Source organism: Pseudomonas oleovorans subsp. oleovorans (assembly GCF_002197815.1).
Lineage (GTDB): Bacteria > Pseudomonadota > Gammaproteobacteria > Pseudomonadales > Pseudomonadaceae > Aquipseudomonas > Aquipseudomonas oleovorans.
The window spans coordinates 31452-53927 of record NZ_NIUB01000028.1 but is presented as its reverse complement, the minus strand read 5'-3'; the positions used below and the strand labels follow the sequence as shown (position 1 = coordinate 53927).

The window sequence follows — 22476 nt, the reverse complement described above, 5'->3', positions numbered from 1 at the left end:
GCGAATCCTGTATTCATACGAGAGCAGCCTTCCGGTAGACCTTGGTATTCGAAATCCAGCCCGGCTGAGCGTACTGGGTAATATCGTGCGACCACCTACTGGAATGTAACTCTGGGACATACCTGCTGATAAAGGGAATCTGCTGAACACCCACAACACACAAAGCGCTGGCAATCTGTTCACGGCCATCAGAAGCAGCAATCGGCAGTTCGTCGTAAAGCAAGATCATTTCCATGATCTGCGAATCATCAGCGTAGTCGGGTGAGGGGGGCACAAAAACGAACGGCGACTGAGGTAGCCTGCGTGTCTCGCTGATCGCCTGGGCCGGCGTACCTACTAGGTGAGGTCGGGGAACAAACCTGATTTCGTTGATTGCGTCCTCAACGGTCTTAGTCCAAGGGAAAGGGTGGGCAAGCTCATCGGCAGCCGAGGCAATCGAGGCTGCCCCAGGTATAAGCGCATCAGGAAACATTCCCAGCTCTAGCCGAATTAGATTCCCAGCAGCATCAAGGCTGTAACTGAAATGAATCATTTGCCGTCGCCCAGCCCAATCTGGTCACGGAAGTTGGCGTCGAGCTTGTTCCAGTACGGCTCCGTGTACAAAGACTTGTAGTTAGCAGTGACGATTTGAGGAATGGTGAGGTTGTCTCCATCGAGCTTGAGGTGATGGATCAAGCTGTTGATGGGCCAGTTAGCACCACGAACGTTGAAAGCGCCCAGGTTGGAAAAATAGGCATCAACAACGTTGCCCTGTGGATCAACGATGAACCAGTGACGCGCCCAGTGATCCCAATAATTGCCGGCCACATCATCGAACCCTTCGATGCGCTGGAACTCAGTAGCCGCGATGTAGTCATTGCCTTGCTTCTTCGCAAAGGGAAGGTAAGGCTTTAGCCATTGGTCGTAGCGCATAGAGGAACCATTCCCCCCCAGTCTGGTGGCAGGGGAATAGATGTAGTAGTCAACCTGTGGGCCGTGAGGTTTCAAGAACAGAGGGATGAAGTTATCCGGCACAGAGTCAAGGGACTCAACATATGGGCTCCCAGGATTCCGGTCGTACTGGAGCCATGCGACCTTCACGGTCGCTGATAGGCCATTGTCACGAAGGAACTGTTTGACACGTTGTACTGCCACCGCATCAGTAGCTAGGCGCTCAGTGATCGGATCACCGCCATCAGTCCATCCTGGCGACGCCATGTACACTACCCACTCAGGACGGTGTGTGTACGGCTGAGGGGCAATATTCTCCTTGAAAGTCCCGAATGTCTTGAAAACAGTCTGCCCTTTACCAGGGAAGGTCATTGGCAAAACGTTGACCTTTGATGGCTCGTAGGTAGCTTCTGTTAGGCCGGCTGCATTTTTGGACTCGTCCTTGCAGCCAGCCGAGGCAACGGCAAAGGCGGCAAGCAGGGTAGTGATGATGATTTTTTTCATGTGATCCTCCGTTGCTGTCTTTATAACGGCTCAGCATTTGGAATCAATAAGAAAGGCCCCGTAGGGCCTTTTGTGTTACTCGGAAGGTTTGGGCGGCTGTGGTGGAACAAGTGGGTTTCCGCCTCCGCCACCTCCACCAGATGGCTTGTCGCCGGTCGGTTTTGTACCGCCAGTCGATTTGCCGCCAGAGCCTGATCCACTACCAGAGCCCCCTTGCTGTCCCTGTCCGAGATTGCCCCTTCTATTCTGCGCTCCGCCACCGGCATTGGCGATCTGAGAAACTTGCTGGCTGATTGCAGACACCGTTTGGTTGAGTGCCTTAGTCGCTCCGCCAGCTTTGGTCGCCGCAGCCATTCTTGCACCACGACCGAGAACGCCTGTGACCAGTGAGGCGACAGCGCCTACCATAGCCGCGCCTCGGGCAGCTGCTTGCGTGCCTGCCGCACCGGGATTGAAGCTGGTGATAGCACGTACATCATCCCACAGAATGAATTTCGCGATAGCAACCTCGGCAATCGTAATAACAGTGTAGATGATTGACTCTGCGCTCATAACACTGATCGAGGAAGCCACGTCAACACCACCAGGGTCAAAAGTGTTGGTGATTGCTTGAAAGCCTTTGTTATAGGCAATTAAGTTGGCAGACAGCGACAAAAGAAGATTGTTGATGAATACCACGATGAAGGGGAAAGCCATAAGTTTGAAAAACGATACTAGAACCTTATGACCGAAAATTACCGAAACCACAGCAAATACAGGGAAGGTCAGCAACAAGAGCGCTACGATCATGGCCATGCTTGAAATCATTGTAGGAATCTTATATTCAAGCATCCATTTATCGTATTTGCTGCTGATTTCGGCAGCACCCTGATAGATGGTATCACCGAATGCTTCGACCAGTGATTCATCATATTTTTCTGTACTGCCAGCCTGCTGGAGTTCCTTGTTCATCGCGTCATTGATGCCCCTGCGTACAGCGTTAGCAGCCGACAATGAAACGTATGCTTGAGCAAGCTCTAGATTTTCGTAGCCAGGAACGCCTTTGGCGCCAGTACGAAGACTTTTCATAGTCTCGTTTGCAATTAGATAAAGGTCATAGCAGTTTTTAGGGTAAAAAACGTAGTCACCTTGAGTGTTAGGCTCAGTAGCCGTGGCGCCAATAGGCAGCATCTTCTGAAAGTCGCTGCCAGAGGATGAGACGGACTTGAAGGCATCAGAGCTTGACTCGTCTGATGCTCCATTGTTGGAAAGTTTGTTTTTGTAGTAGTTGCTTGTTGGTATTCGATAGCCTTTAGTTCCGTCAATTTGGCTATTGGCTGGAGGTAAATTTTTGAGGTAGCTAACAGCTTCGGTCCGTCGATTGTTGAGCTTGTTAGCCTCGATAGTCGTTAAGACAATAGGACTCAACTTGGTGAAGTCAAGAGTCTTCATCGCAAGCGTTTGCCAGTCAAAATTGTCATTGTTTGCACGCGCAGTGTACTGTCCTAGCGTAGTAGCGTCTCCAACCTCCATGCCGAGGGTATTGGCGCCAATACCTACGCTCCGAAGGATAGCTTTATCCTTATCGGAAGTAGCTTGTTTCAGCGCTTCTGAACCACATTGCTGCTGGAAGTCAAGGACTGCTGCGCGCCCCTCACCATTTAGGAACTTTTCAGCAAATATTTCAGCCTTATCGTTGTAGGCCATAGCAAGCGCCTCCCTGCTAGGCCCACCACCGTTCACGGCACCACTTACTGTAGCTTTCCAGCTAGCGGCCACGATGTTGTCAAAGACATTAGTGATCGTTCCCGCTACCACAAACGAATAATAGCCACCTACAGACAGTTCAGTACCTGCTGCACGTCCAAGGTGCTTGGTGTTCGTAGTCGGGCTAACCAGGAACCCGGCAACAAAGACCATCCCAAGAACAGCTATACCAGTGAGCAACTTGTCAACTGGAGACTTGAGAAAACAAACAGCAGCCCACGCCAGCCCAACTGAATATAGTATTCCAACGGCACCTTGCCTGAAATACGGGGCCATAAAGGCCATGTTGTGGAAGTAATACTGGTACAGGGATTCGAAATTCCCTACCAGTAGTTTCAAGTACATCCATTCTAGAAAGTCAGTTTCCATTTCTATTCGCTCAAGAAGCGTGGACGAGTTCGTTGCGCTTGAGGTCCCAATTGATTTCTTGGGTCAGATTGTCAAGCTCAGACTTCAAAGACTCGATAGAGTGTACGTATTGACGCTTTCTCAGGTCTGACAACACCTGATCGTCTGGCTGGTTTTGGATGCCAGTCAGAACAGCGATTTCAAGTGTATTGACGACATTGTTGAGGTCTTTCAAAGCGATCAGCTGCGCAAGGTTCTGAATCATTGCAAGACCCTGCGCTTGGTTTTGCCGATCAGATTCAGAGTTCATCAGTTTAGCTAGTTTACGATGTTGCATTCGTGTAATGGCGACGCCAGTACGGTTGTAAATAGCTTTGAAGCCGGCAGAATTCACGAAAGTATCTTCGTCGGCTGACATAACCTCTGTGATCCACCCTTCATATGAAACAACTAGGTCAGCGGCGTATTTGCGGAGGGTCATCGTGCGTGGAATGACACCGCTCTCGCCGTTATCACTTATCTTATAGTCTGGTAGAAGGGGGCCGTAATTTTTAATATCGTCACAAGGAATGCCGCTAGCGGCAAGAATCATTGTGCGTAGCCCCTCGCTATCAATGTTAGAGCAGGCCTTAGCTCTTACACCATTGTTGGTGCTGCCCGGAGTATTTCCGTTAGAGCCTGAACCGCTACCGCTTGAACCATTGCCCCCAGTATTGAAGCTAACAAGCCCGCCAGTTGCGCTTGATACTTTTCCAAGATATTGGCTACTGCGCTCGGTTACTTTCTGCTTGGTATCTTTCATGACTCCAGCAACATTAGAAAGAAGACCGTCGTCAGACATACACTCTGGGTCTTTGTAGCCTGCCTCGGCTGTGCAACGAGCTTCGGCCATTGCCTGAACCTTTTCCTCGGCAGCTTTATCTGCAATTGCACGAACGCCAGAACAACTCATGTTTGTCAGATCAAGACCAAACTGTCCGACATTATTAAGCTCATCAATGACGGCTTTCACAGTAGGCTGGGAATACGCAAGATACATAATCGCCAAGGTCGGAGCATTCTGGATGAAGGCTTCAACCATCTGTTGATACTGTGCCAGTTGACCGTCGATTACCCCGCCCAGGTTGATCCCATCGCAGCCAACCCCTACCTGAGTGGAGCCGTAACCGCTCAAAGCTGTCGTCCTGTCAGGGAAATAAGGTGTGTAAGAATTGAACTGCTTGCCTGTTCCTTCTATCAGTGCGCCGGCTCCGCTGACCACCTTGCCGCCGTAGGTGGTCACGTTTTCCATGCTCATTGCCCATGGAGAGTTAGATGGATCACTGGCATACGGGTCTTGAATTTTGGGCTCAGAACTGGCGATCAGGCTATCTTCGAGCGCAAATGTCGGAGCAGCCACCGAGAATGTGCATGCGGCGAAAATGGATACGGCAATCTTGTTCATTTTCATGTCAATACGTCTCACTTCTTGGCCGTAATAATGTGGCTGATCCCTTGCAGTCGTTCTTCGAGCTGGACGATGCTTCTAACGCCGGGTAGGGGTTCACGCTGCTTCATAGCTAGGTTGTCAATCCAAGTGGTCGGCCATTTATCTACACCTGCCTTCAAAGCGTTACGTGCCTCAAGCGGGTTTAGGATGCGACCTTTAAGGCCTCGATCAGTAACTTTTGATTTGAAGCCGTCTGGATTATCGTCGAACTGAAAAACAGTAATCTTTAATGCAGGATAACGCTCTTGGAGTTTAGCCATGGTTGAAAGCTGAACCTCACACGCGCCGCACATACTATGAACGAAGACTGAAACAGCGAGCGCAGACGTATTAATTGCTTTAGGCGAATCGAATTGCTGCTTTGCTTTTTCAAGGCCAATAATGTTGTCAAGAGGCCCTGCATCCCACATTGCGGATTGATAGAGGCTTGCGGACTTTTTGTACTCTCCCCAGGTTTGGTCCATGTATTTCACAGCAGCCATGGCTGCTTCTGGTGTCTGCTCCAGTTGGAGCCGAATCATTGCTGATGGGGTCCCTGGTACAAAGTTAAATTCAAGGCCAGACGCATTAGTGACGCGAATAGGCGCAGTGGGATTTTTCTTTGCCTGCTTGTTCACTTCCGTGCAGTTCTTCATCCACTGCATATTCTGGCAGTCCATGATATTTGGCAGTTTTGCCAGTTCTTCATTTTCCTTTTTTGACTGATAGTCAGCCATCGTCTGCATAGCGCCCGCCATTGCCCTAGCAAGAATGTCCTCTGTTGTAGCGCTGTTTGAGACAGCAAAAGGAGCATTAAAGATTACTCCCCCAGCCAAGAATGCGATTCCGATCTTGAAGGTAGATTTCATTGCTAACCTCGTATTAAAGCATGCTGGAAATGGTAGACGTAAGAGACGAGAAATCGTCAATGATCTTTGGCTGTCCGCTTGGCGGTAGCACGACGAAAGAAGGTAGTTTTCTAACCCCGTGTTGTTTTGCTAAGTTACCTTTGAAGTCAGGTGTAAATCCATTCGGGGGCAGAACTGATCCGCCAGTAGGAGGGGTGTCTGGTTTCCAGGTTTCTGGCCGTATTACTACAAAGAATTTAGTCCGTATCTTATTGCCAAACTGACGCTCTAGAGATTGAGCTGAACTATAAAGGCGCTCAGCTGTTGAATCGGTTCGCTCCAAGAAGACAAGTACGTCTATTCGAGGTATGTCGGCAGACTCGATTGCATTGTCGGTGAATCGAAGAACCTCGGCTTTGTACTTCTCCAATTGTGCGTTTACAGTTGCTATATCAGCTTGGCTAGGCAAACCATTTGTGCCAGCTATGGTGGGAAGGGCGCCGCTTACTTGCTGCTCAAACATTGCTTTGGCTCTTGGCAGCATTGCTTTAGCTCCTTCGTGCCCTTTAGCCGCAGCAACGGTGAAGAATTTAATTGCGCGTTCCAGGTTGTCGCCATATTCAGGTGAGCGCACCATCATTTCGCCGAGATAAAACATTGACTGAACTTCACCCGACTGAGCTAGTGGGAATAGAATTTCCCAAGCTTTCTCTTTATCACCGCTGCGCATAGCGGCAAGGCCTGCTTTCAGTTGATCTGCCGGTAGGCCAGAACTTTGCTCAGCAGCACTTACAGTATTTGTAGAAAGAAATGTACTAATAATTAGCAAGAACAGAATGCGCACGGGCTTTCTCTCTCTGGTAGATGGGGAGTAGTGCTTTCATGTAGACAGCCCGGACGGAGGGTGTCTTTGAGTGGTAGTCGCCAGCAGCCTCAATATCTGATTTGCCTCTACTTTTGTGTCTGGCCACTTCGGATGCTGCGTATGATAGGTTGTAAGCTGGATCGAACCACTGCTGTACCCTAGCCTTGCTGACGCCATGGAATCTGTAATTTACCTGAGCAATACCAATATCTGTGTTTATTACCCATAGCTGCCGAACACGTCCCTGGCCTGATTTGAGTTCCTTTAGGTTGTCGTTCCGCACAGTAATTGGCTGCATCCCTGCCTTTACCTGAGCGGCCTTGTAGCTATTCATAAATGCAATAGCATCTTGCCTGTTTGAGAAAAACTGCCGTACCGTCTTGCCTTTTAATGGTTTTACTTTGGCCATCCATGGGTTCTTGCTTATTTGCCAAAGTGCCCATACCGCTTCATTTTTACTTTGAAAGTAGAAACCTTCACCATCACAGTTAAAGGTCCAAGGATGCTTACCTGACTCCTTTTGAGCCAGGGCGCGAAGAACAATTGGATCAATTCCTTTGCTCCGCGCTGCGGCATCGATGAGGGAGTCATATTGACTTGCCCAGGTGCATTGCGAAAATAGGATCGCTATTACTGCAATAGCGCGCATCAGAATAAATCCTCGATTGTCGAGAACCTGTGCTTCCTTAGCCAGGCCACTGCGCAATTGCGTCGATAGGCAGTGGCTTCTAATCTGCGGAACAGGGGAGGGTGGGGGTTATAGTGCTTGGTCCCCAGTATCTTATGAAGCCCTTCGTGAAAAAGTACGTAGCAGAGCACGTATCTAGGGGCTTTGTAACCAATGCTCGAAAGAGCAGGGGACACTAGAATTTCTTCAACATCGTTCCGAATTTCGATGCTCGCAACTGCTGGAGCAATGGACTCCGGGTCGTTGTGCCATATCTGTTGCGAAGTATTGAACCAAATTGGCTCTTTCAAGTGGCGGAGCGTACTGATATAGAGGCTATTTATATGCCTCAGCTCGTACTGACAGAATGGCTTGAGTAGTTTCTTTGCCTTGTCCCAGTCACGCTCTGCATAAGCCTGTATGGCCTGTGCTATCAGTGCCTGTTCACTTTCGGGCAGGTGTTTCAATTCCTCAGCTGGGTCGCGAGGCTCAACGGCGCTGGGATAATCCCAGCGCGCATTGACTTCTAACTTATTGCTAAAGCGTTCTTTGTTAATTACCGCCAGACATTGCTGCAACAGGAGGTTATCTTTCTCTGTTGGCTGAATCTTTAACGTCTGTTTAACCTGCGGCACAGCCATTGGGTGAACTCCAGAACTTGTGAACTACATCGCCTTTGGCGTTCTGTAGATCAAGTCGGTCCCCAACGATGTTGACTCGAAGCCCCTCTATGAAATCGCCTTGGCCTACCATGTCTTCTGCACCACGGTGGGTGATGAAGGCATGCGGGACGCATGTGGTGCAATTCCTGGCCGCTTGGGCTACCGCAGTCACGCAAATGCGTGGTCTTGCGATAGCTTTCGGCGCAGAGGCGACTCGATTCGTCGAGTGCGAGCGCTGTGCAGCGGTGGTCTGCTTTGCGGGCTGAGTTTTTGTGGTTTTGGCGCTCGGACTCGGGCGACTGGTTAGCTTCGCCACTTCGTCTTTCGCCTTGGCAAGGTCAGTCTTGAGCTTGCCCACCTCGTTCTCCAACTCACCAATCCGACCATCCTTCTCTGCCAATTTGGCATTGAGGTTGGCTACGTCAGCATTCGCGCCCTGATCTTTCAGTTCGCCAGAACTACTATCCGCATTTTTGATCTGGGTGCCACTCAACTCGGTGGACTTACTATTAGGTGCATCAAACGGGTTCGCATCCGAGGCGCCGATCAGGCCCAAGTCGGCTTCGACGTTCAGGGTTGGCTCAGCCTTTACCTCATTCGCACCAGTGACTTGCAGCGCAGCGGCAGGCTCAGTTTTCACTTTGCCCGTGAATGGATCGAGGATTTCGTTTCCGTCATCCCCAAGTCTGGTGAGCTGTTCGTCGAGGTCCGCTGTCAGCAGGTCAGTGCCAATTGGATCATTTGCAGCATCCTTGCCTCCCTCCGCTGGTACACCGAATCCAAGCTCATCAAGCGAGCTTGTGCTGGATGTGGTCTGGATCGGTGATTCATCATCCGCAGGACCAGCTAAATCGAATGTCGGCCCGTCCACTTCCTCGCCCGCAGGCACTTCCAGTTGTCCCTGGTTCTGAGCCTGTTCGCTACCTGCTTGCTCAGTCGGCATCGGTGCGGGTGACTGGAATTGCCAGTAAATGCCAGCGATAGCCATGGCGCCAAGCACCAACAGCTTCTGCTTGTTATCAAGCCCTTTGGGTTTCGGCTTTTGTTCCTGGGGTTCCATTTCGATGATGAGCGCATCATCGATTTCGTCTTCTGGGACAGCCGAAATACGATCTTTCTCGGTGCGGCTTTCAGCAGCCAAAGCCTCGTCCATTGTTTCGTCGGGAGCACCGATGCTTTCGTTCTCGGGAGTCGAGGAACCTTTCTTGCCTTCTGCTTTGTCCTTGGCGTCTTGGTTCATGCGAGACAATCCGTCACGAATCCGCGAGCCAAGGTTCCCAAGCATGTTCGTTTTGTCACTCATTCGTTCGCTCCTAGAGCCGGCAGAAAGGTCGGCGCTTCTTCAATCCAGCGGCCAGGTGCAATCTGGACGCATTCTTCGTGTGTCGGGACCAGCATTCCGTTGATCACTCGGCCTGGAATTTCAACGCCGCATTGGATGATTGGCGCTTCCCAGGTGAATCGGTCGCGTGCTCTCATCTTCCCTTTCATATCAATGAGTACGTCCTGTACCCCTTTTTCGTATGCCTGACGCTCAAGAACCGTTTGCGGGGCAACAATTTTTTCTTTCTTGGCGGCCTTGGCCTCATCGACGATGCTTTCTCTCGGCTCGTATTTGGAGGCGCAACCGGCCAGAAGGATGGCGGTTGCAGTTGTGAGTGCGGCACTACGCAGCGTCTTGGACATGGAATCTGGCTCCGTAAGGGTATTCATCTGCTAGTTCGACGATGGCTCGTTGACGTGCTAGCTGCTCGTCAATGCCTTGTTTCTTGATGAGTTCTTGAGTTCTCTGTTCTCGCAGCACGTAGTCCTCCGGCGCGGACGATGCGATCCAGAGTGATACCGAGCTTGCGAATAGTCGGAAGACTCCCGAGTAATAGAGCCCCTGTTCGGTTCGCATCCGATAAAAGACTTCGGAGTAGAGCGGCGGAAGTGATGCCAGCGACCGCCACAACTCAATTTCCTCATCTGAGAAGCTGAGTTCACTTTTTGCGAGCTTGTAGTCCGACTCCGAGCAGGCAAGAAAGAAGTAATGCGAGGTGTTCTCCAGGATGCCATCCTGCTGATCCCCAGAGCCGTTTGCCTCCGCGTTGAGGATTCGCACAAAGTCTTTGACTGTCTGACTAATGAGTAGACACCCAGCTTTGTATTTCCGCATTTCCCGGTAAAAACCGGCCAAGGCAGCGGCTGCGGTGGGGGAGGACAGTGTTGCCCACGCTTCGTCCACTGCAATCAGCTTCTTCCTGTCCTTGTCGAGCTTGAACTTGCAGTACATGTCGATTTGGCGGAACAGCGCGAGCGTGACGATTGGTAGAGCGTCAGATTTCGCCATACGCTGTGTTTCAAGTACGGTGAAATCATTGTCCCAATCAACCTGTAATTTCCCGTCGAAAATTGCAGCATATGGGCCATTGCCATAAAACAAGGTCAGCCGTTCTACCAAGTCTTCACCAGACAGGTCGGTGAAGTTTGTCTTGGCGAGCTTAGGCATGAAGTCGCTCATGATCGGCTCATCGAACGGCCTTGTTTCTACCCACTCGCTAAAAAACTCCGAAAGGGCGGTATAGAGAAGCGGTCGCGATTTGGTATGCACCGCAGCATTGGCGTCGCCATTGCCGGTAGTCATTGCCATGACCAGCAGGTCAGCAATGAACATAGTCTCGTCGCTTTTCGGTACAAGATTCTTCCCGTCCTCATCTTTGCTGAGATAGAACGGGTTGATGCAGATTGGATAGATAGTGCGGCCTGTCGTTTTATCGACATATGGCTCAGTCGCGAGGCGAATATAGTTACCACCAAGCACGATGCAGAGTGATTCGTAGCTATCACCCTTATCAATGATCCAGACCTTGGGTCGGTACTTGACCCTTGTGCCCATCAGGATGTTGTTGAAAGCGAACGACTTACCACTACCAGTTGTACCAACGATCAGCGAGTGGGCTGTAACAACCAAGTTGCCGAAAAGGTCAAGGTAAATTGGCTGGCCAAGGCGATTGTTCATGATCAGGCCAGGGTCAGGCACACCCTGGTACTCCATGAAAATCGGGCACATATGCGAAAGACTTTCAGTGAGGTGAGGGGTGTCCCGGCGCAGCAAGGATCGGCTTTTTTCTACATAGTTCAGCGGAAAGGCGGTGCGAACCGCTGCGTCACCGCGCATCTTCTCCGCAGAGCCAATTCGCCAGAATAGCGACTCAAGCTGCTCAGTTTGAGTTTCGAGTTTTTCACTATCAAAACCCATCAAGCACACATGAATGGATGTGTCAAAAAACTGCTCACGACCTACCACGTTCTCGCTGGAGGTTTTGCCCTTCACTGCATCCAGGTCGTCTTCCTGTTGTTGCAGTGTCAGCTTGTCCCCAAGGCGCATTCCTTTTTTGGAGGCGATCAACTTGCCTCGCGCCGCAAGTCGTGCCGTGACCTTAGCCTTCGTGGGTACGTACCAGTTGAGTGTGATAAGTGACTCACTCTCAATGCCGCGCATTGCAGTTTGGAGCATTCCCGGCGCGGACTTCGCAGGTTTGCCTATGACCGAAACAGCGCGAATGAAGTAATCATGTCCGCTATCGTGAATAGTGTAACCCTTACCGCTAGTTCTAACTTGCGAGAAAGCGGTTGCAGAGTTTATTGCCTGATGACTCGGAGTCATGTCAGGTGATTTCAGGCACTCATATACAGGCATATCTGGGCGGTATGCCGGTGGTTCCATGTTGTAGTAGCGAACAGGATTGAGAAGCTGGTATTGCCAGTTTACGAAGCCCTGACCATTCAGTTCTTCTGGGCTGAACCCTTGAGCCGCCAAGGTCTGTGCGATGCCGTTGCAAAGTGAGCCGAACTTCTCGCTATGCTTGGAGTAGGCCTCATGTGCAAGCGCATCGGCGTCTGCTAAACCAACAGATGCAAGTGCTGCTTTCCAAGTTTGGTCAATGAACTTGCCAAACATGTACTCCGGTTCCCACATGAAGATCAGGTAGTAATTCGATATGAATGGGTAGCGCCCTTCATTGATTTCACGCTGGATCGCGTTTGAGACGTTGGCTCTCACGTCATCATTTTCTTCGTTGTCCAAGGCCGACATGGCATCGGCACGCATCTTCTCCAATGTGGCGGAGCTGAGCTTGGCAAAAAAACCGTTTGGGGAAATTGCAGCGTTGTACTGGCGCTTGATGATCGAGTCAGCTAGTGCTGATTCGAATTCGCCGAGGTCTGTATCCAGGTTTCGAGCGTAGTGCGACATTAGTGCGCGAATATCGCGATGCGTATGACGGATGAATTGACCTGAACTGCCATAAGGGAAGTTATTCAGCGCTTCGCCGAATGATGCGCATACGGCATGCAGTTCCTCATTGTTGAGCATGGCGCCGTCCGCGCCCTGGATGCGCCAAATCTTTGCAAATCGGCCATCGACGGTGTGGAAGTAGCATCCATGTTCCTCAAACAGGTAGGCGTCGCTCAGAAGCTCAATCGGCATACCGCCTTGGTAGTTACGCCTCGCGAGTGCTTGGAGGTCTGTGTCGTAAAGATGCAGATGATCCAGTTGGGTTATCTCGGTCATTGCGTGAGTCCTTTGGGCAGCCCTACCAGAGCCCGGCTCTCTTGGTAGACGGTGAACTGGGCATCAGTGACGCGTGTCAGGTACTCGGCTATATCGGTGAGCGAGTTCGGGCGGGAGTTGATCTTGACGATTTGCTGCTGGTTGATCTGCGGGTGCAGTACCGCGTCATAGCCACTGGCTGCCGCAGCTACTTTCGCAAGTTGCCCAAGCGTGAGGTCGTTTGCTTTGAACACCTGCGTCATGGGCACAGGGTCCAGCGGCACCAGTTTCTGCTGGTCGAAATTGTTCTCCCGACGCTCGAACAGTTTTCTGAACAGAACAACATCGGGTTGCAGATTGGTGAGGTCCTGGCTGCTGCCCATGATCTGCTTGGTGTGATACTCACGAATCGCGTCCATCTGTTGCTGAGGGATTCCTTGAGGCACACCCTCGGCCTGCGCGATGCCGGCACAAACCAATGAGCCAAGTAGCATGATCACTCGGCCCATTGTGCTTCCTCGACCACGATGTAGTTCCAGCTGCCGCCGTGCTTCACACCAGTCTTTTTGTCTGCGTATGGCACGTTCCATACGGGAGCCACAACGTCAGGTTGACGGATTGGGTAGTAGGGCTCCGAACTCCCTAGCTCGGGTCTGGCACGAAGGCCTTGTCGCAGGAGGCTCACTGTCTCGCGCTGCGCGGTCGCGTGAACGGCATCGTAAACGTCATCCATCGAGGCCTGATTGTGGAATGTCGGCTCGGAGGCGCAGCCAGTGAGCAAGGTCAGGCATGCAATGGCGGCGGCAATATGCGGCTTTTTCATACGAGTCGTTTCCTCACAGCAGAACGTCATTGCTGCTTCCGTCCAGGTCGAACGCTTCGGCAGGCTTGTAAACATGAATAGGTTGATCAGTGACGAACCGCAGGCGGATGCCGGGCTCTACTACCACTGTGTCGATGGCTGCATTGGCTTCTTGCTCAAAGCGCTGGGCAATCTTTCCGAAGATTGCTGCAATGCCCTGAGTGGTTGCCGCCTTGGTTGCATCGCCGGTCAGTTGCTGAACCGTCGATGACCCGCCCTCGGCATTGAGGTTGTTTTGCGTGGTGTACTCGCTTTGGGTGAGTGCAGAAGCAAACGCGGCCCCGGCTGCTGCCGCAGACTCCAAGGCCAGTGTCCGGCCAGAGGCCTTGTCGAGTCGTCCGTATACGTCTTGCTCGTTGTCGCGGGTATCGACGATGTAGCCGGTACTTGCGGACATTTGGGCGTCGCCGCCTTCGTCCCAGTACGACATTTGCTCGACACGGATCGTGGCTCTGCCAGCGCTACTGCTTGATGTGCGGCGCCCGGCGCAAAGCCCCATTAGATGGATGTTGCCAATATCCACGCTCGATCCGTTCGGTCCCCGAAAAATTCCACGTACAGGCAGAACTATGGGGCGTGCAGGTATCTCGCTTTGCGATTTGGAGTTTGGAGAGTTGGCGCCGATTGGGCAGGCCACCCCATGTAGGGTAGTGACTTCAACAAAGGAGAACGCAGGGATGGTGATGCGCTCAAGCTTGGGGCCTGTGGGCACAGCGCCAGCAACGGATTCAGCATTCTTTTGTTGATCCTCGTAGGCTTCGGCAGCGCTTTCATACTGCTTCTGTGGTTGTGCCTGGGCCTGCCCTGCGTTTTGGGTTGTATAGTTGGGCGTTTGCGGGGCAGGGGAACTCATCGAAGCGAATAGGTCGCTTTCGCTCGCGCTCAATGCGTCCCCGCCGTTCTTGCTCGTTACGGTGGTGCCGACATTCTGTGGTTTCAGAATGAAGTAGTTCGGCCCGTAAATCCCTGCTCCCTGAGCCGGCTGCTCAACTTGCGGCTTTGGTGGGCTCATGTCGAAATTGAGCCCGTCGAAGTTCAAACCTTCCATGCCAAAATCTGGCATTTTGTCTGGCAAGGAGGGAGGGGTTTTGCTGTCGTTCTTGTTGGCTTCTTGGTAGATCGTTTCGACGCCATTGGCTCTGAGAGCCAGTACCTCGTTAGCGAGCGATGACACCATCGATTTTACTTCGTTGTTGGACTCTTTCATTTCCTTGCGAAGTCCAGCGATGCTCTGAGCTGCTTCTCGCTCTTGAATCGAAAGCTTCTGCTCAACGGCTTCGAACTGTTTGGCAAAAACAGTTAGGGCTGCGTCCTTGTCCTTGACGCTGATTGCGTTGATTTGGTCTGAGCCTACTTCAATAGGCTTCGCGGCAATATCTACCGACTCAACCTCTTTCTTTCCATTGCCTAGTAATGCGAAAGCGATGCTGACAGCGACAACCCCGCCAGCTATCAGCGTTTTTGGCTCCATCAATGGGTTTTTTTTGTTATCGGCCTCGCTCACTTCTGCTTCTCCGAGACGATGAACAGGAGCCCACGGTGGCTTTCTGCATAGACCTCGGTAAGGAAGTCTGGCGAAGGGCCAAGGATGCGGGATGTGGGGAGCATGGAGACTTGTCGGGCGATGCCGAGTGTTTCCCGTACTGCCGGATTGCTGTAATCGATCTGATCAATTGCAACTTTGGTTGCAGTGCGACCTTTGTTGATTACTTCGTAGGTCGTACCGATATATTTCGGGCCGATGTACTGGCTTTGGAGAATGAACTCTAAAGAGCCCTGACGAAACACTGTGCGTTCTTCTTTCGACATACCGCCAAAGTCAGCCTGTCGATAGCCTGATGGCAGCTTTCCGTCGAACAGATAGTTCATCAGGCCTTTCTTATGGCCATAAGTGTTCACGGCAGTTTGACTGCGATCAGCGAGTGGCTGGTCCTGGATCGTCACTTGGCTGTCAGCGCATCCGGGGCGCGTGATAAGACGCAGGATGTAGGATTTTTTGCTCGGGCCGTCGATGGTGACTAGGCCGGTGTACATTGGGTCTTCTGACATGAACGCGATCTTGTTGTTGATCGGTGTTCTGTAGAAGTTCATGCCCTCTGTAACTTCAACGTAAATACCTTCCAGGTACGGCTCTGGGAAAGTCACTTCCGCCCGCTGGGTGTCATTGCTGATGAAAACATCAACAGGCTTATTGTCATAGACGATGGTGCGCGGCGAGCGGTTGCACTCGTCTTTTGCAAGGGCAGGCATGCTGATAGCTGCTGCAACCAGGGCAGCTAGGAATGGGGTTTTCAAACTCAAATCTCCTGCGCGATGTAGTCGTCTACAACCAGTGCCCATTCGAAGTGGGCAGATGGCTTGACGGGCTTGAGCAGCAGCTTCACGTCATATTTACGCGTGCTGAATACGCGGTTCATCGTTGCCCGAATGCGCGTTCCTTTGAACGACACGATGTAGCCCTGGCCCGGCTTGTACTCGATGGTGTATTTGCTGTCGGGAGCGAACACCTGAGTGATTTCCTGCTCGATAGATTGCTGAGCGAGTGTTTTGAGGGGTTGCTCCTGCTTGACGCGAAGGCTCGGCGACATGATGCGCAGTGCCTCGGTTGCGTTGGCCTCAGCCGAATCAGGGGTGAAGTTGTAGTAGTTCTGGATGTACCAACTGACGAACCCTTCAACGTGACGGCGAGGGATTACCTTCTCGCTGACAAACACGCCTTCTGCGTTGGGGTATCCGTACATCACCCGATCAGAACTCAGCTGCGCATTTGCACGCTGTAGATCGATTACCTGAAAAATCAGAAAGCCGATGATTGCCGCCGCCGCCAGAATGATGAACAGCAAGACAACCATGATGCGGCTCTGCCGCAGTTCCGAGGCGCCCAAGATGTTGAACAGCTTTATGGGAGGCCCATATTTGGTTGGTTTTGACATGCTAGCGCTCGTACAGATTGCAATAGCTGGGCAGCGGTAGAAGGCCGCTGGAGATCCATATGTGGTTGATCTTCACAGCCGTCCATTGCAATCCCGCTCGTGCAGGCTTGAGCTGCTGAACAACGGGATTGTTCAGCAGCTCACCCACTGCGAGCGATACGGCGATGGACAAGAACCCGGACGGCTGATCTGCTGTCATGCTTTTGTAGAGCCACAAGCAGAAGAACCCCACCAGCAAACAGATGATGGGGTTCACATCCAACGTGTTGAGCACTGCCACAGGTAGCGCGAGGATGATGAAGTCCTCGGGGTCTAGTCCTGCCAAGCGGAGTGGGGATGTTGCGTACACATAGGTGTCGCTTTCTGTTGTAACTCTCAGGTGCATGACTTCACCGTTACTTCATCAGGACCTGGAACCCATCGACGACCATTTCGCCGAATAGGAAGATTGCGCCCAGAACGAAGGGCAACTGCCAGCCTCGCGAGCTGAAAAACAGCACGCAGCATGCGAGCCAGATCATGGCAATCCAGAAGCCCGGCTTGGCCAGGAAGTGCCACCAGGAACGTGCGGACGAGTCCAGGTTGGTGCCAACTTTCTCGTCCGGCTTGATGGTTCCGTCGAAGCCGGCTGCTAAGGCGAAGTCAGGCATTAACATGAGCAGCGCGACAACGAGCAACATGACCAGCAGCAGTCCGAGTTGCCGATGTTCGCGGGTTCCGTAACGGGGAAGAACGTTCGATAAGTCCACGATTAGTCTCCAGAATTGAGAGGGGTGAAAAAGATTCCGTCCGGCACCAATGTCTGGTGAGCCATTCGTTTCTTTTCGGGGGCAAGCAACACCGCGAGGGTGTCTTCCAGAGGCCTCAGCTGTTCCTGCATCTGCTGGACGTTGAGGCCGGGAAGCTGGTAAGCGCCTTCTGCCTTGGCCATTTCTTTCCTGGCCACCGCAAGGGCTTGTGCTGCGCGAGCTAAGTGCTCAATCGACTTCTGATAGGCCGGGTCGCGCTGATCGATCAGGTAGGGGTCAGCCGCCACCGCAGAGGTGGCAGCTAGGACTGAGAGAAGGGCGGTAAAGCACAGGTGGAGCATGCGCATGAAAAAATCTCCTTTACACTTTCACAGTGCAAAGGTGATGGCCCCTGAACGGGGCCTAAATGCGCGGAGGCGTGAACTTTTTTTGCGTTTGGTTTATTCGCGTGCTCTGCGTGCTGTCTCGATCAACCAAATTCGAGCCTTATGGAACAGCGTGAGGCACATCCGAGCGAAGAAGCCTACTGCTTGAACGAACAGCAGGGCGCCGGCCAACTGGATGAAGTTCAGAACCAACTTGAAGACTCCGCCACAGAAAGTCTGCGTGAGCTTCCTTGTCGGGGGGAACGAAAGGAAAACCAGGATCACAGTGAGTGCTGTGACCACATAAGCTATTGGGCCGTGCCGGGCTGCCTGATACTGAACTGTGTCTAGGAGCCATGTTGCGACCGGCTCCCAGTCGTAATTCCACTCTCGGAGCTTGTCGATCCAAGTTGCCATTGCTTCCTCATTTTCCGCGCATGCGCGGGATTTCGTTCATGTTGGGGTGGCGGGTAGAGCCCTTCGGGTTCCGCGAATGCGTGGCCAGTTAGGGCTACCCGAGTAGCCGCGAGAATTTGTCCTTGTTCTTGCGGGTGAACTCATCCCACGCATAGATTCCCGGCCTGCCACGCGGTCGTCTCCGAACCAGCTGCATTTCGCTGAATGGCACATTCGGGAAGCTGTTGCGTACCATCGGCATTCGCACCCGGTACGTGCCTGATTTGCCGACGATGATCCCGTCGCCCTGATCCAGGGTTGCGAAGTCTTCCGGCTGGATGAGTTCTTCCCTCTGGGATTTGGTTGTGACGGAAGCGCTTTCGCCATCGGACTGGTTGGCCACCAACCCGGCCTCGTTGGATGCGTGGCTGGCGCCCACGCTTTGTCCCTCTGCTGTTGATTCCATCTTGGTGATGACCGAGCCCGCGAGCTTGACGGCGAACTCCCTCGTCTTCGTGTCTCGAATGTCGCAGTAGAGGTGATGCCAGCAGTTGCCCAGGACCATTTCCACGAATGCAGGCGAAATGTTCTCCAGGAAGCCGACGCCCTGGAAGGCGATGATGATCGGTACGTTTGCCGAGCGGGCCAGCTGAAAGAGCTGCACCTGCGACTCGTCCATGAAGGATGGGTACTCGTCGAAGATGGCTGGGAACATCATCAACGGTTTCGACTTCTCCAGCTGAATCTCACCGACCGCCCGCGCCAAGTCAGAAATGAACAGCTTGCCGAACAGCTCTACACCATCCTTGTCCGCGAGGCTGGACATGGAGAGCACCACGACCTCGTTGTTCAGAATGGCATGCTTGAGGTCCACGTCAGGTGCGTAGGTGTTGACGATGCTGGAGTATTCAGAGTGGGCGAACGCCGACAGCTTGGACACCAAGCCTTGCGTGAGGGTCTTGTACTGAGCGTAGTTCCACCCGTCGCCATCCTTCCACCAGTTATTGAGGTAGCTGTAAAGCCAGTCCATGCCTTCTTTGTGCTGCTTGCTTTCCTCAGCCCTGATCCGCTTGGTGTAAGAGAGCAGAAGGTCGAAGTCGCTCAGCAGGGCGATCATGTCCTTGATGTTGAATGCCGGCGACCCTGGCTGGAGTTTCAACGTCAATGTCGCCGCAGTCAGGGTGTAGCGGGCAATGTCCGTCCAGAATTCCTCAGACGAGTTAGCCTGGATTTTCATGAGGGTGGACAGCGTGGCGCGGACACCGCCCGAATAGACTGGGTTGTAGGTGTGCGACTGCTCTGGGAATTCGAAGTTGATCAACTTGAATTGGTCAAGGCGGTTTGCCTCTTTCATCATCGCGTAGATCGAGCCCGAGAAGTCTGAGTCGCTTTTCGCCTCGACCAGAATTAGTCCAGCCCCTTTTCTGATTTGCTGCTGGATGATTGCCAGCAGTAGTTCCGTTTTGCCGGTCCCGGTCGCAGCCAGAAGTGCTACGTGGCGCGTCATAAGGTCGTCGGTGAGCATGAAAGGCATCATCTGCGGGTACACCTCATTGAGGGTTCTCCGAATGTCATTCGCGGTCACAACGCCCTTGTTGTTGCGCACATCCTCGATGCTAGCCTTCCACTCAGAGTAGGGCATGACCTGACCGAAGTAGGTGCTTCTGCGCAGATCGCAATCCGGTAGTTCGCTTTCTTCGAGCAGAGAGTCCCAGACTATGGGCTTTTCGTTTTCGGCCATCTTCTTATTGATGCCGAGGCAGAGGTGCGCCGCAGCAACACCCATTGCAATGACAAGAGGGGGCGGCATGAATGGAATCGCTGAGCCAAAGAGCGCAGAGCTGAATGTCAGTGCGCGCTGCCTTGTAAGCTTCTCCCTGGCCTTTTCCTGGGCGTCTCGGCGTGCAGATCGAATGGTCATTTCTCAGATACCCAGTTCAGGAGTTTGGAACGAGTGCGGCTCGATTGACGCTCGGCGAATCCATCGGCCAGATCACGAATCTCGCCGGCAACGATGAGCGAGCGTGCAGACGTGTTGAGCAAGCTGCTCACCAGCTCTTGGTTGATGGCGCCGCATTGGTCAGCCAGAGCAATTAGGATCACCAGCTCGTATCGCCGGCCCCTGACGAACTTCGGCGTCATCACTAACGCGTCGAACACGTCGATACGGTCATCTGGGGTCAGCTTCGCCACGGCCCCTGTCAGGCTTTGCAAGGTCAATGAGGTTGGCGAAACCTCTGTCGGCCAATACACCGAAAAAGCCGGGCAAGACGTGGAGTTCAACTGTTGCCGTACAACCACTGGGATGCCGATGTGGTACTGCCGGCCCTGGAAGGTGATCGGCAAGCTGCCGCCTGTAAAATCCGCAATGATGGCGTCCTGGATTGCCCTGACGGCCTTGCTGCTGGTGCTGGGCGCAACGATGCGTATATCCGCCAGAGGGTTTACCTCTAGGGCTGCGGCAACCTCTCGGAGTAGCGTGGGGATCATCTTCGGGAGTTCTTCGGCTCCGCATTCCAGCCATGAAACAGGCTGCGTGGGATCGAAATCGTTGAGGTCAGGCTCAACGGCTCCGGCCCATATCTGCTCCTGTGCGTCGTGCTTTGCAGTACCAGGAATGCCCCAGAACCGGGAATGGAAGGCCTTGAACTGGCCGCAGTCCAGCAGGTCCGCAAACGGCTGGCCGACCGAAAGACTCGGCAAGTCCCTTGGGCAACCCAGTAGGTACAGACGGCCATCAAGCGGGGCGGCCTCGATCAGGTAGTTCATTTCCTCAACGCCGAGTGCGTCGGCGCCGAGCACGACGATGGCATCCGCTTCTATGGGGTTGGTGCCCCGGTGCAGTGGGATGCCAGTTTCATCGTCCAGGCCGATCAGTTCTGCGTAGGTCATTCTGGGGATTGAGCAGCCGAGCCGGGGTGACGCCTCGTTGAGCATTTCCAGGGTGTAGGTGGTGATGACCGCATCGGCACCATACGCCTCGAATATCAGGGACAAGGCCTTGGCTACAAAAAGCTGATCCTCGAAGGTCTGGCATTGCACGATTGCAAAGCATTCGGAGAGCAGTGCCGACAGGCCAGTCAGAAGCTGTTTTGCGCTTGCTGGCTTGAGCTGCATCGACTTGAGCATCTTGAGCCCCATCTGCTCCGATGGCACAAGGTCGAGGTCGAGGTCTTCTTCGTTGAGGCTGGACCATTTGTCGATATGGGCGAACAGTTTCTGCTCGGCCTCGTAGAGCTGCTTGAGCTGGACTCGTCGTTCATCGACGTGGATCAGGTTCAACCGCCGCAGCTCAGCAACTGCGGGTGCCAGCAGCGGGCGCACAACGTCCGGGTGGACACGGAGCAGTTTCACGACCAGCTGTCCGAGTTGCTTGCCTTCGATGACCGAGTGGCCAAGCCATGCTTCGCGCCGCAGTGCTGCGATAACCGCGCCTCTGATTGCCGATTCGGATTGATTGGATACGCCGAGCTGGTTCGCCAGGGCCATGGCCTTGGGGAAGGGCATGTCATCGAAGAACACGTACAGGGCGTATGGGTCGGTCTTGATCACCTGATTCAGGTCGGCATCATTCCCGTAGTAGCGCTCCAGCTTCGACAGCTTGTAGAGCGGGATGCCTTTGACCTCGATCTTGGCCAAGGTGAGTCTGTCGGAGCGAAGCTCCTTCCAGCCGGTGATGAGGCGTTCAATATCCCGTTCTGGGATTCCAGCGTCGCCGATCATGTCAGGCGAGCGCTCAAGCACATCAATCGTGCTCTCACCGAAGTGCTCGACCAGTTTCACTGTCGAGGCGCGGCTGGCGCCGGTCAGCTCGCTGAGATAGCCAGAGATTGCCTTGGGTGAGCGGGGAGGGCGCGAGGTGAATTTGCTGACAAGGAAATCACCACCCTCTATATCGGGTACGCGTTGGCCGTAGAGGATGAATTCCTCGTACAGAACGGATTGGCCGAAATCCCCCGTGGCTTCGAACGTGGAGCCATCTTCTCTGCGAAAGCGGAAAATGCCCCATGGGCTCGTAGGGGAGCGAAACACAACGCTTACAAGCGTTGCTTCCTCGCGACCACCGATATTTGCAGCAGCTGTCATACGCCCTCGTTCTTGAATCCTTTGCCGCTTTTGATCCGCCGCTCGATACCCTCGACGCGACCAGTTGCCCGGTAAACGGCGTTCCAGCAGTTGAAGATGGTGTCCGCGCCATCGGTTGCGTCTGTGTCGGCCTGGATGAGCACGGTGAGGCGATCTAGGTCTTCAAGCACGTCCAAGCAGAAGTGCATCGAGGCATGGATGTGTGGCATGTCATCCAGCTTCGGCAACTCGATGGGTGAAGCGGGGTATTTGGCAAGCAGCTCGTCGATGGGCTTGTAGAAGTAGGGGCGCAATGCGCGGTGAATCTTCGCCCAGGCTTCGTTCATGTTGGCCTGCACCATCTTGATGGCCCCGGTCCGGTTGGCCATCGACGTGCTTCGAATCGCGCTACTCATCCTGACCATGTAGGGGATGATCTGGTGGGGTGGTGGGCGCTTGTACAGCCCGTCATCAGGCGCAAGAAACGACTGTGCTTCTCGGGTGTAAATGAGGGTCATCGGGAACTCCGTTGTT

The 22476-nt window shown here is 53.2% G+C and carries 23 protein-coding genes; all 23 read right to left on the bottom strand.

Annotated features, from left to right (window positions below; all coding sequences use genetic code 11):
• Positions 1-13: 13 nt before the first annotated feature.
• Positions 14-532 (bottom strand): hypothetical protein, encoded by a 519-nt coding sequence (locus PSOLE_RS16535; RefSeq protein WP_139204936.1) that lies wholly within the window; start codon positions 530-532, stop codon positions 14-16.
• The gene (locus PSOLE_RS16530) at positions 529-1434 is read right to left on the bottom strand and encodes a hypothetical protein (protein WP_074857401.1); all 906 of its coding nucleotides are present in this window, start codon (positions 1432-1434) and stop codon (positions 529-531) included. The genes PSOLE_RS16535 and PSOLE_RS16530 overlap by 4 nt, the downstream gene beginning before the upstream one ends.
• A gap of 75 nt (positions 1435-1509) precedes the next feature.
• Complete coding sequence (locus PSOLE_RS16525) at positions 1510-3549, bottom strand: hypothetical protein (protein WP_074857404.1); 2040 nt, start codon at positions 3547-3549, stop codon at positions 1510-1512.
• A 10-nt stretch (positions 3550-3559) separates the two neighbouring features.
• Positions 3560-4972 carry a hypothetical protein gene (locus tag PSOLE_RS16520; RefSeq protein ID WP_139204938.1) on the bottom strand — a complete coding sequence of 471 codons (1413 nt, stop codon included), beginning with the start codon at positions 4970-4972 and terminating at the stop codon, positions 3560-3562.
• Positions 4973-4989: 17 nt separating this feature from the next.
• Positions 4990-5865 (bottom strand): TlpA family protein disulfide reductase, encoded by an 876-nt coding sequence (locus PSOLE_RS16515; protein ID WP_074857409.1) that lies wholly within the window; start codon positions 5863-5865, stop codon positions 4990-4992.
• A gap of 13 nt (positions 5866-5878) precedes the next feature.
• Positions 5879-6688: an SEL1-like repeat protein gene (locus PSOLE_RS23815; RefSeq protein WP_135406515.1), complete on the bottom strand. Its 810-nt coding sequence runs from the start codon at positions 6686-6688 to the stop codon at positions 5879-5881.
• Positions 6660-7358, bottom strand: coding sequence for a lysozyme family protein (locus PSOLE_RS16510; protein WP_020309091.1), 699 nt, complete (start codon positions 7356-7358; stop codon positions 6660-6662). Before PSOLE_RS16510 ends, PSOLE_RS23815 begins: the two co-directional genes overlap by 29 nt.
• A complete protein-coding gene (locus tag PSOLE_RS16505) occupies positions 7358-8017 on the bottom strand; it encodes a hypothetical protein (RefSeq protein ID WP_020309092.1) in 660 nt (219 codons plus the stop codon). The genes PSOLE_RS16510 and PSOLE_RS16505 overlap by 1 nt, the downstream gene beginning before the upstream one ends.
• Positions 7998-9341, bottom strand: coding sequence for a hypothetical protein (locus PSOLE_RS16500; protein WP_074857412.1), 1344 nt, complete (start codon positions 9339-9341; stop codon positions 7998-8000). Before PSOLE_RS16500 ends, PSOLE_RS16505 begins: the two co-directional genes overlap by 20 nt.
• Positions 9338-9724 carry a hypothetical protein gene (locus PSOLE_RS16495; protein WP_020309094.1) on the bottom strand — a complete coding sequence of 129 codons (387 nt, stop codon included), beginning with the start codon at positions 9722-9724 and terminating at the stop codon, positions 9338-9340. Before PSOLE_RS16495 ends, PSOLE_RS16500 begins: the two co-directional genes overlap by 4 nt.
• On the bottom strand, positions 9705-12593 hold the full coding sequence (locus tag PSOLE_RS16490) for a VirB4 family type IV secretion system protein (RefSeq protein WP_074857415.1): 2889 nt from the start codon (positions 12591-12593) through the stop codon (positions 9705-9707). The genes PSOLE_RS16495 and PSOLE_RS16490 overlap by 20 nt, the downstream gene beginning before the upstream one ends.
• Positions 12590-13081 carry a hypothetical protein gene (locus PSOLE_RS16485; protein WP_020307677.1) on the bottom strand — a complete coding sequence of 164 codons (492 nt, stop codon included), beginning with the start codon at positions 13079-13081 and terminating at the stop codon, positions 12590-12592. The genes PSOLE_RS16490 and PSOLE_RS16485 overlap by 4 nt, the downstream gene beginning before the upstream one ends.
• A complete protein-coding gene (locus PSOLE_RS16480; RefSeq protein WP_020307676.1) occupies positions 13069-13395 on the bottom strand; it encodes a TraV family lipoprotein in 327 nt (108 codons plus the stop codon). The genes PSOLE_RS16485 and PSOLE_RS16480 overlap by 13 nt, the downstream gene beginning before the upstream one ends.
• 13 nt (positions 13396-13408) lie before the next feature.
• Positions 13409-14938, bottom strand: a complete 1530-nt coding sequence (locus tag PSOLE_RS16475) for a conjugal transfer protein TraB (protein ID WP_244597299.1) — start codon at positions 14936-14938, stop codon at positions 13409-13411.
• Positions 14935-15729, bottom strand: a complete 795-nt coding sequence (locus PSOLE_RS16470) for a hypothetical protein (RefSeq protein WP_020307674.1) — start codon at positions 15727-15729, stop codon at positions 14935-14937. Before PSOLE_RS16470 ends, PSOLE_RS16475 begins: the two co-directional genes overlap by 4 nt.
• Positions 15730-15731: 2 nt before the next feature.
• Positions 15732-16367 carry a hypothetical protein gene (locus tag PSOLE_RS16465; protein WP_020307673.1) on the bottom strand — a complete coding sequence of 212 codons (636 nt, stop codon included), beginning with the start codon at positions 16365-16367 and terminating at the stop codon, positions 15732-15734.
• A 1-nt stretch (position 16368) separates the two neighbouring features.
• Positions 16369-16752: a hypothetical protein gene (locus tag PSOLE_RS16460; protein ID WP_074857419.1), complete on the bottom strand. Its 384-nt coding sequence runs from the start codon at positions 16750-16752 to the stop codon at positions 16369-16371.
• Between the two features lie 10 nt (positions 16753-16762).
• Positions 16763-17116, bottom strand: a complete 354-nt coding sequence (locus tag PSOLE_RS16455) for a hypothetical protein (protein WP_020307671.1) — start codon at positions 17114-17116, stop codon at positions 16763-16765.
• 2 nt (positions 17117-17118) lie between these two features.
• Positions 17119-17463 carry a hypothetical protein gene (locus PSOLE_RS16450; RefSeq protein ID WP_020307670.1) on the bottom strand — a complete coding sequence of 115 codons (345 nt, stop codon included), beginning with the start codon at positions 17461-17463 and terminating at the stop codon, positions 17119-17121.
• 93 nt (positions 17464-17556) lie between these two features.
• The gene (locus PSOLE_RS16445; RefSeq protein ID WP_020307669.1) at positions 17557-17898 is read right to left on the bottom strand and encodes a hypothetical protein; all 342 of its coding nucleotides are present in this window, start codon (positions 17896-17898) and stop codon (positions 17557-17559) included.
• A gap of 94 nt (positions 17899-17992) precedes the next feature.
• Positions 17993-19798 (bottom strand): type IV secretory system conjugative DNA transfer family protein, encoded by a 1806-nt coding sequence (locus tag PSOLE_RS16440; protein ID WP_074857421.1) that lies wholly within the window; start codon positions 19796-19798, stop codon positions 17993-17995.
• A complete protein-coding gene (locus PSOLE_RS16435) occupies positions 19795-21963 on the bottom strand; it encodes a helix-hairpin-helix domain-containing protein (RefSeq protein ID WP_020307667.1) in 2169 nt (722 codons plus the stop codon). The genes PSOLE_RS16440 and PSOLE_RS16435 overlap by 4 nt, the downstream gene beginning before the upstream one ends.
• Positions 21960-22460, bottom strand: coding sequence for a hypothetical protein (locus PSOLE_RS16430; RefSeq protein WP_020307666.1), 501 nt, complete (start codon positions 22458-22460; stop codon positions 21960-21962). The genes PSOLE_RS16435 and PSOLE_RS16430 overlap by 4 nt, the downstream gene beginning before the upstream one ends.
• Between the last annotated feature and the right edge of the window lie 16 nt (positions 22461-22476).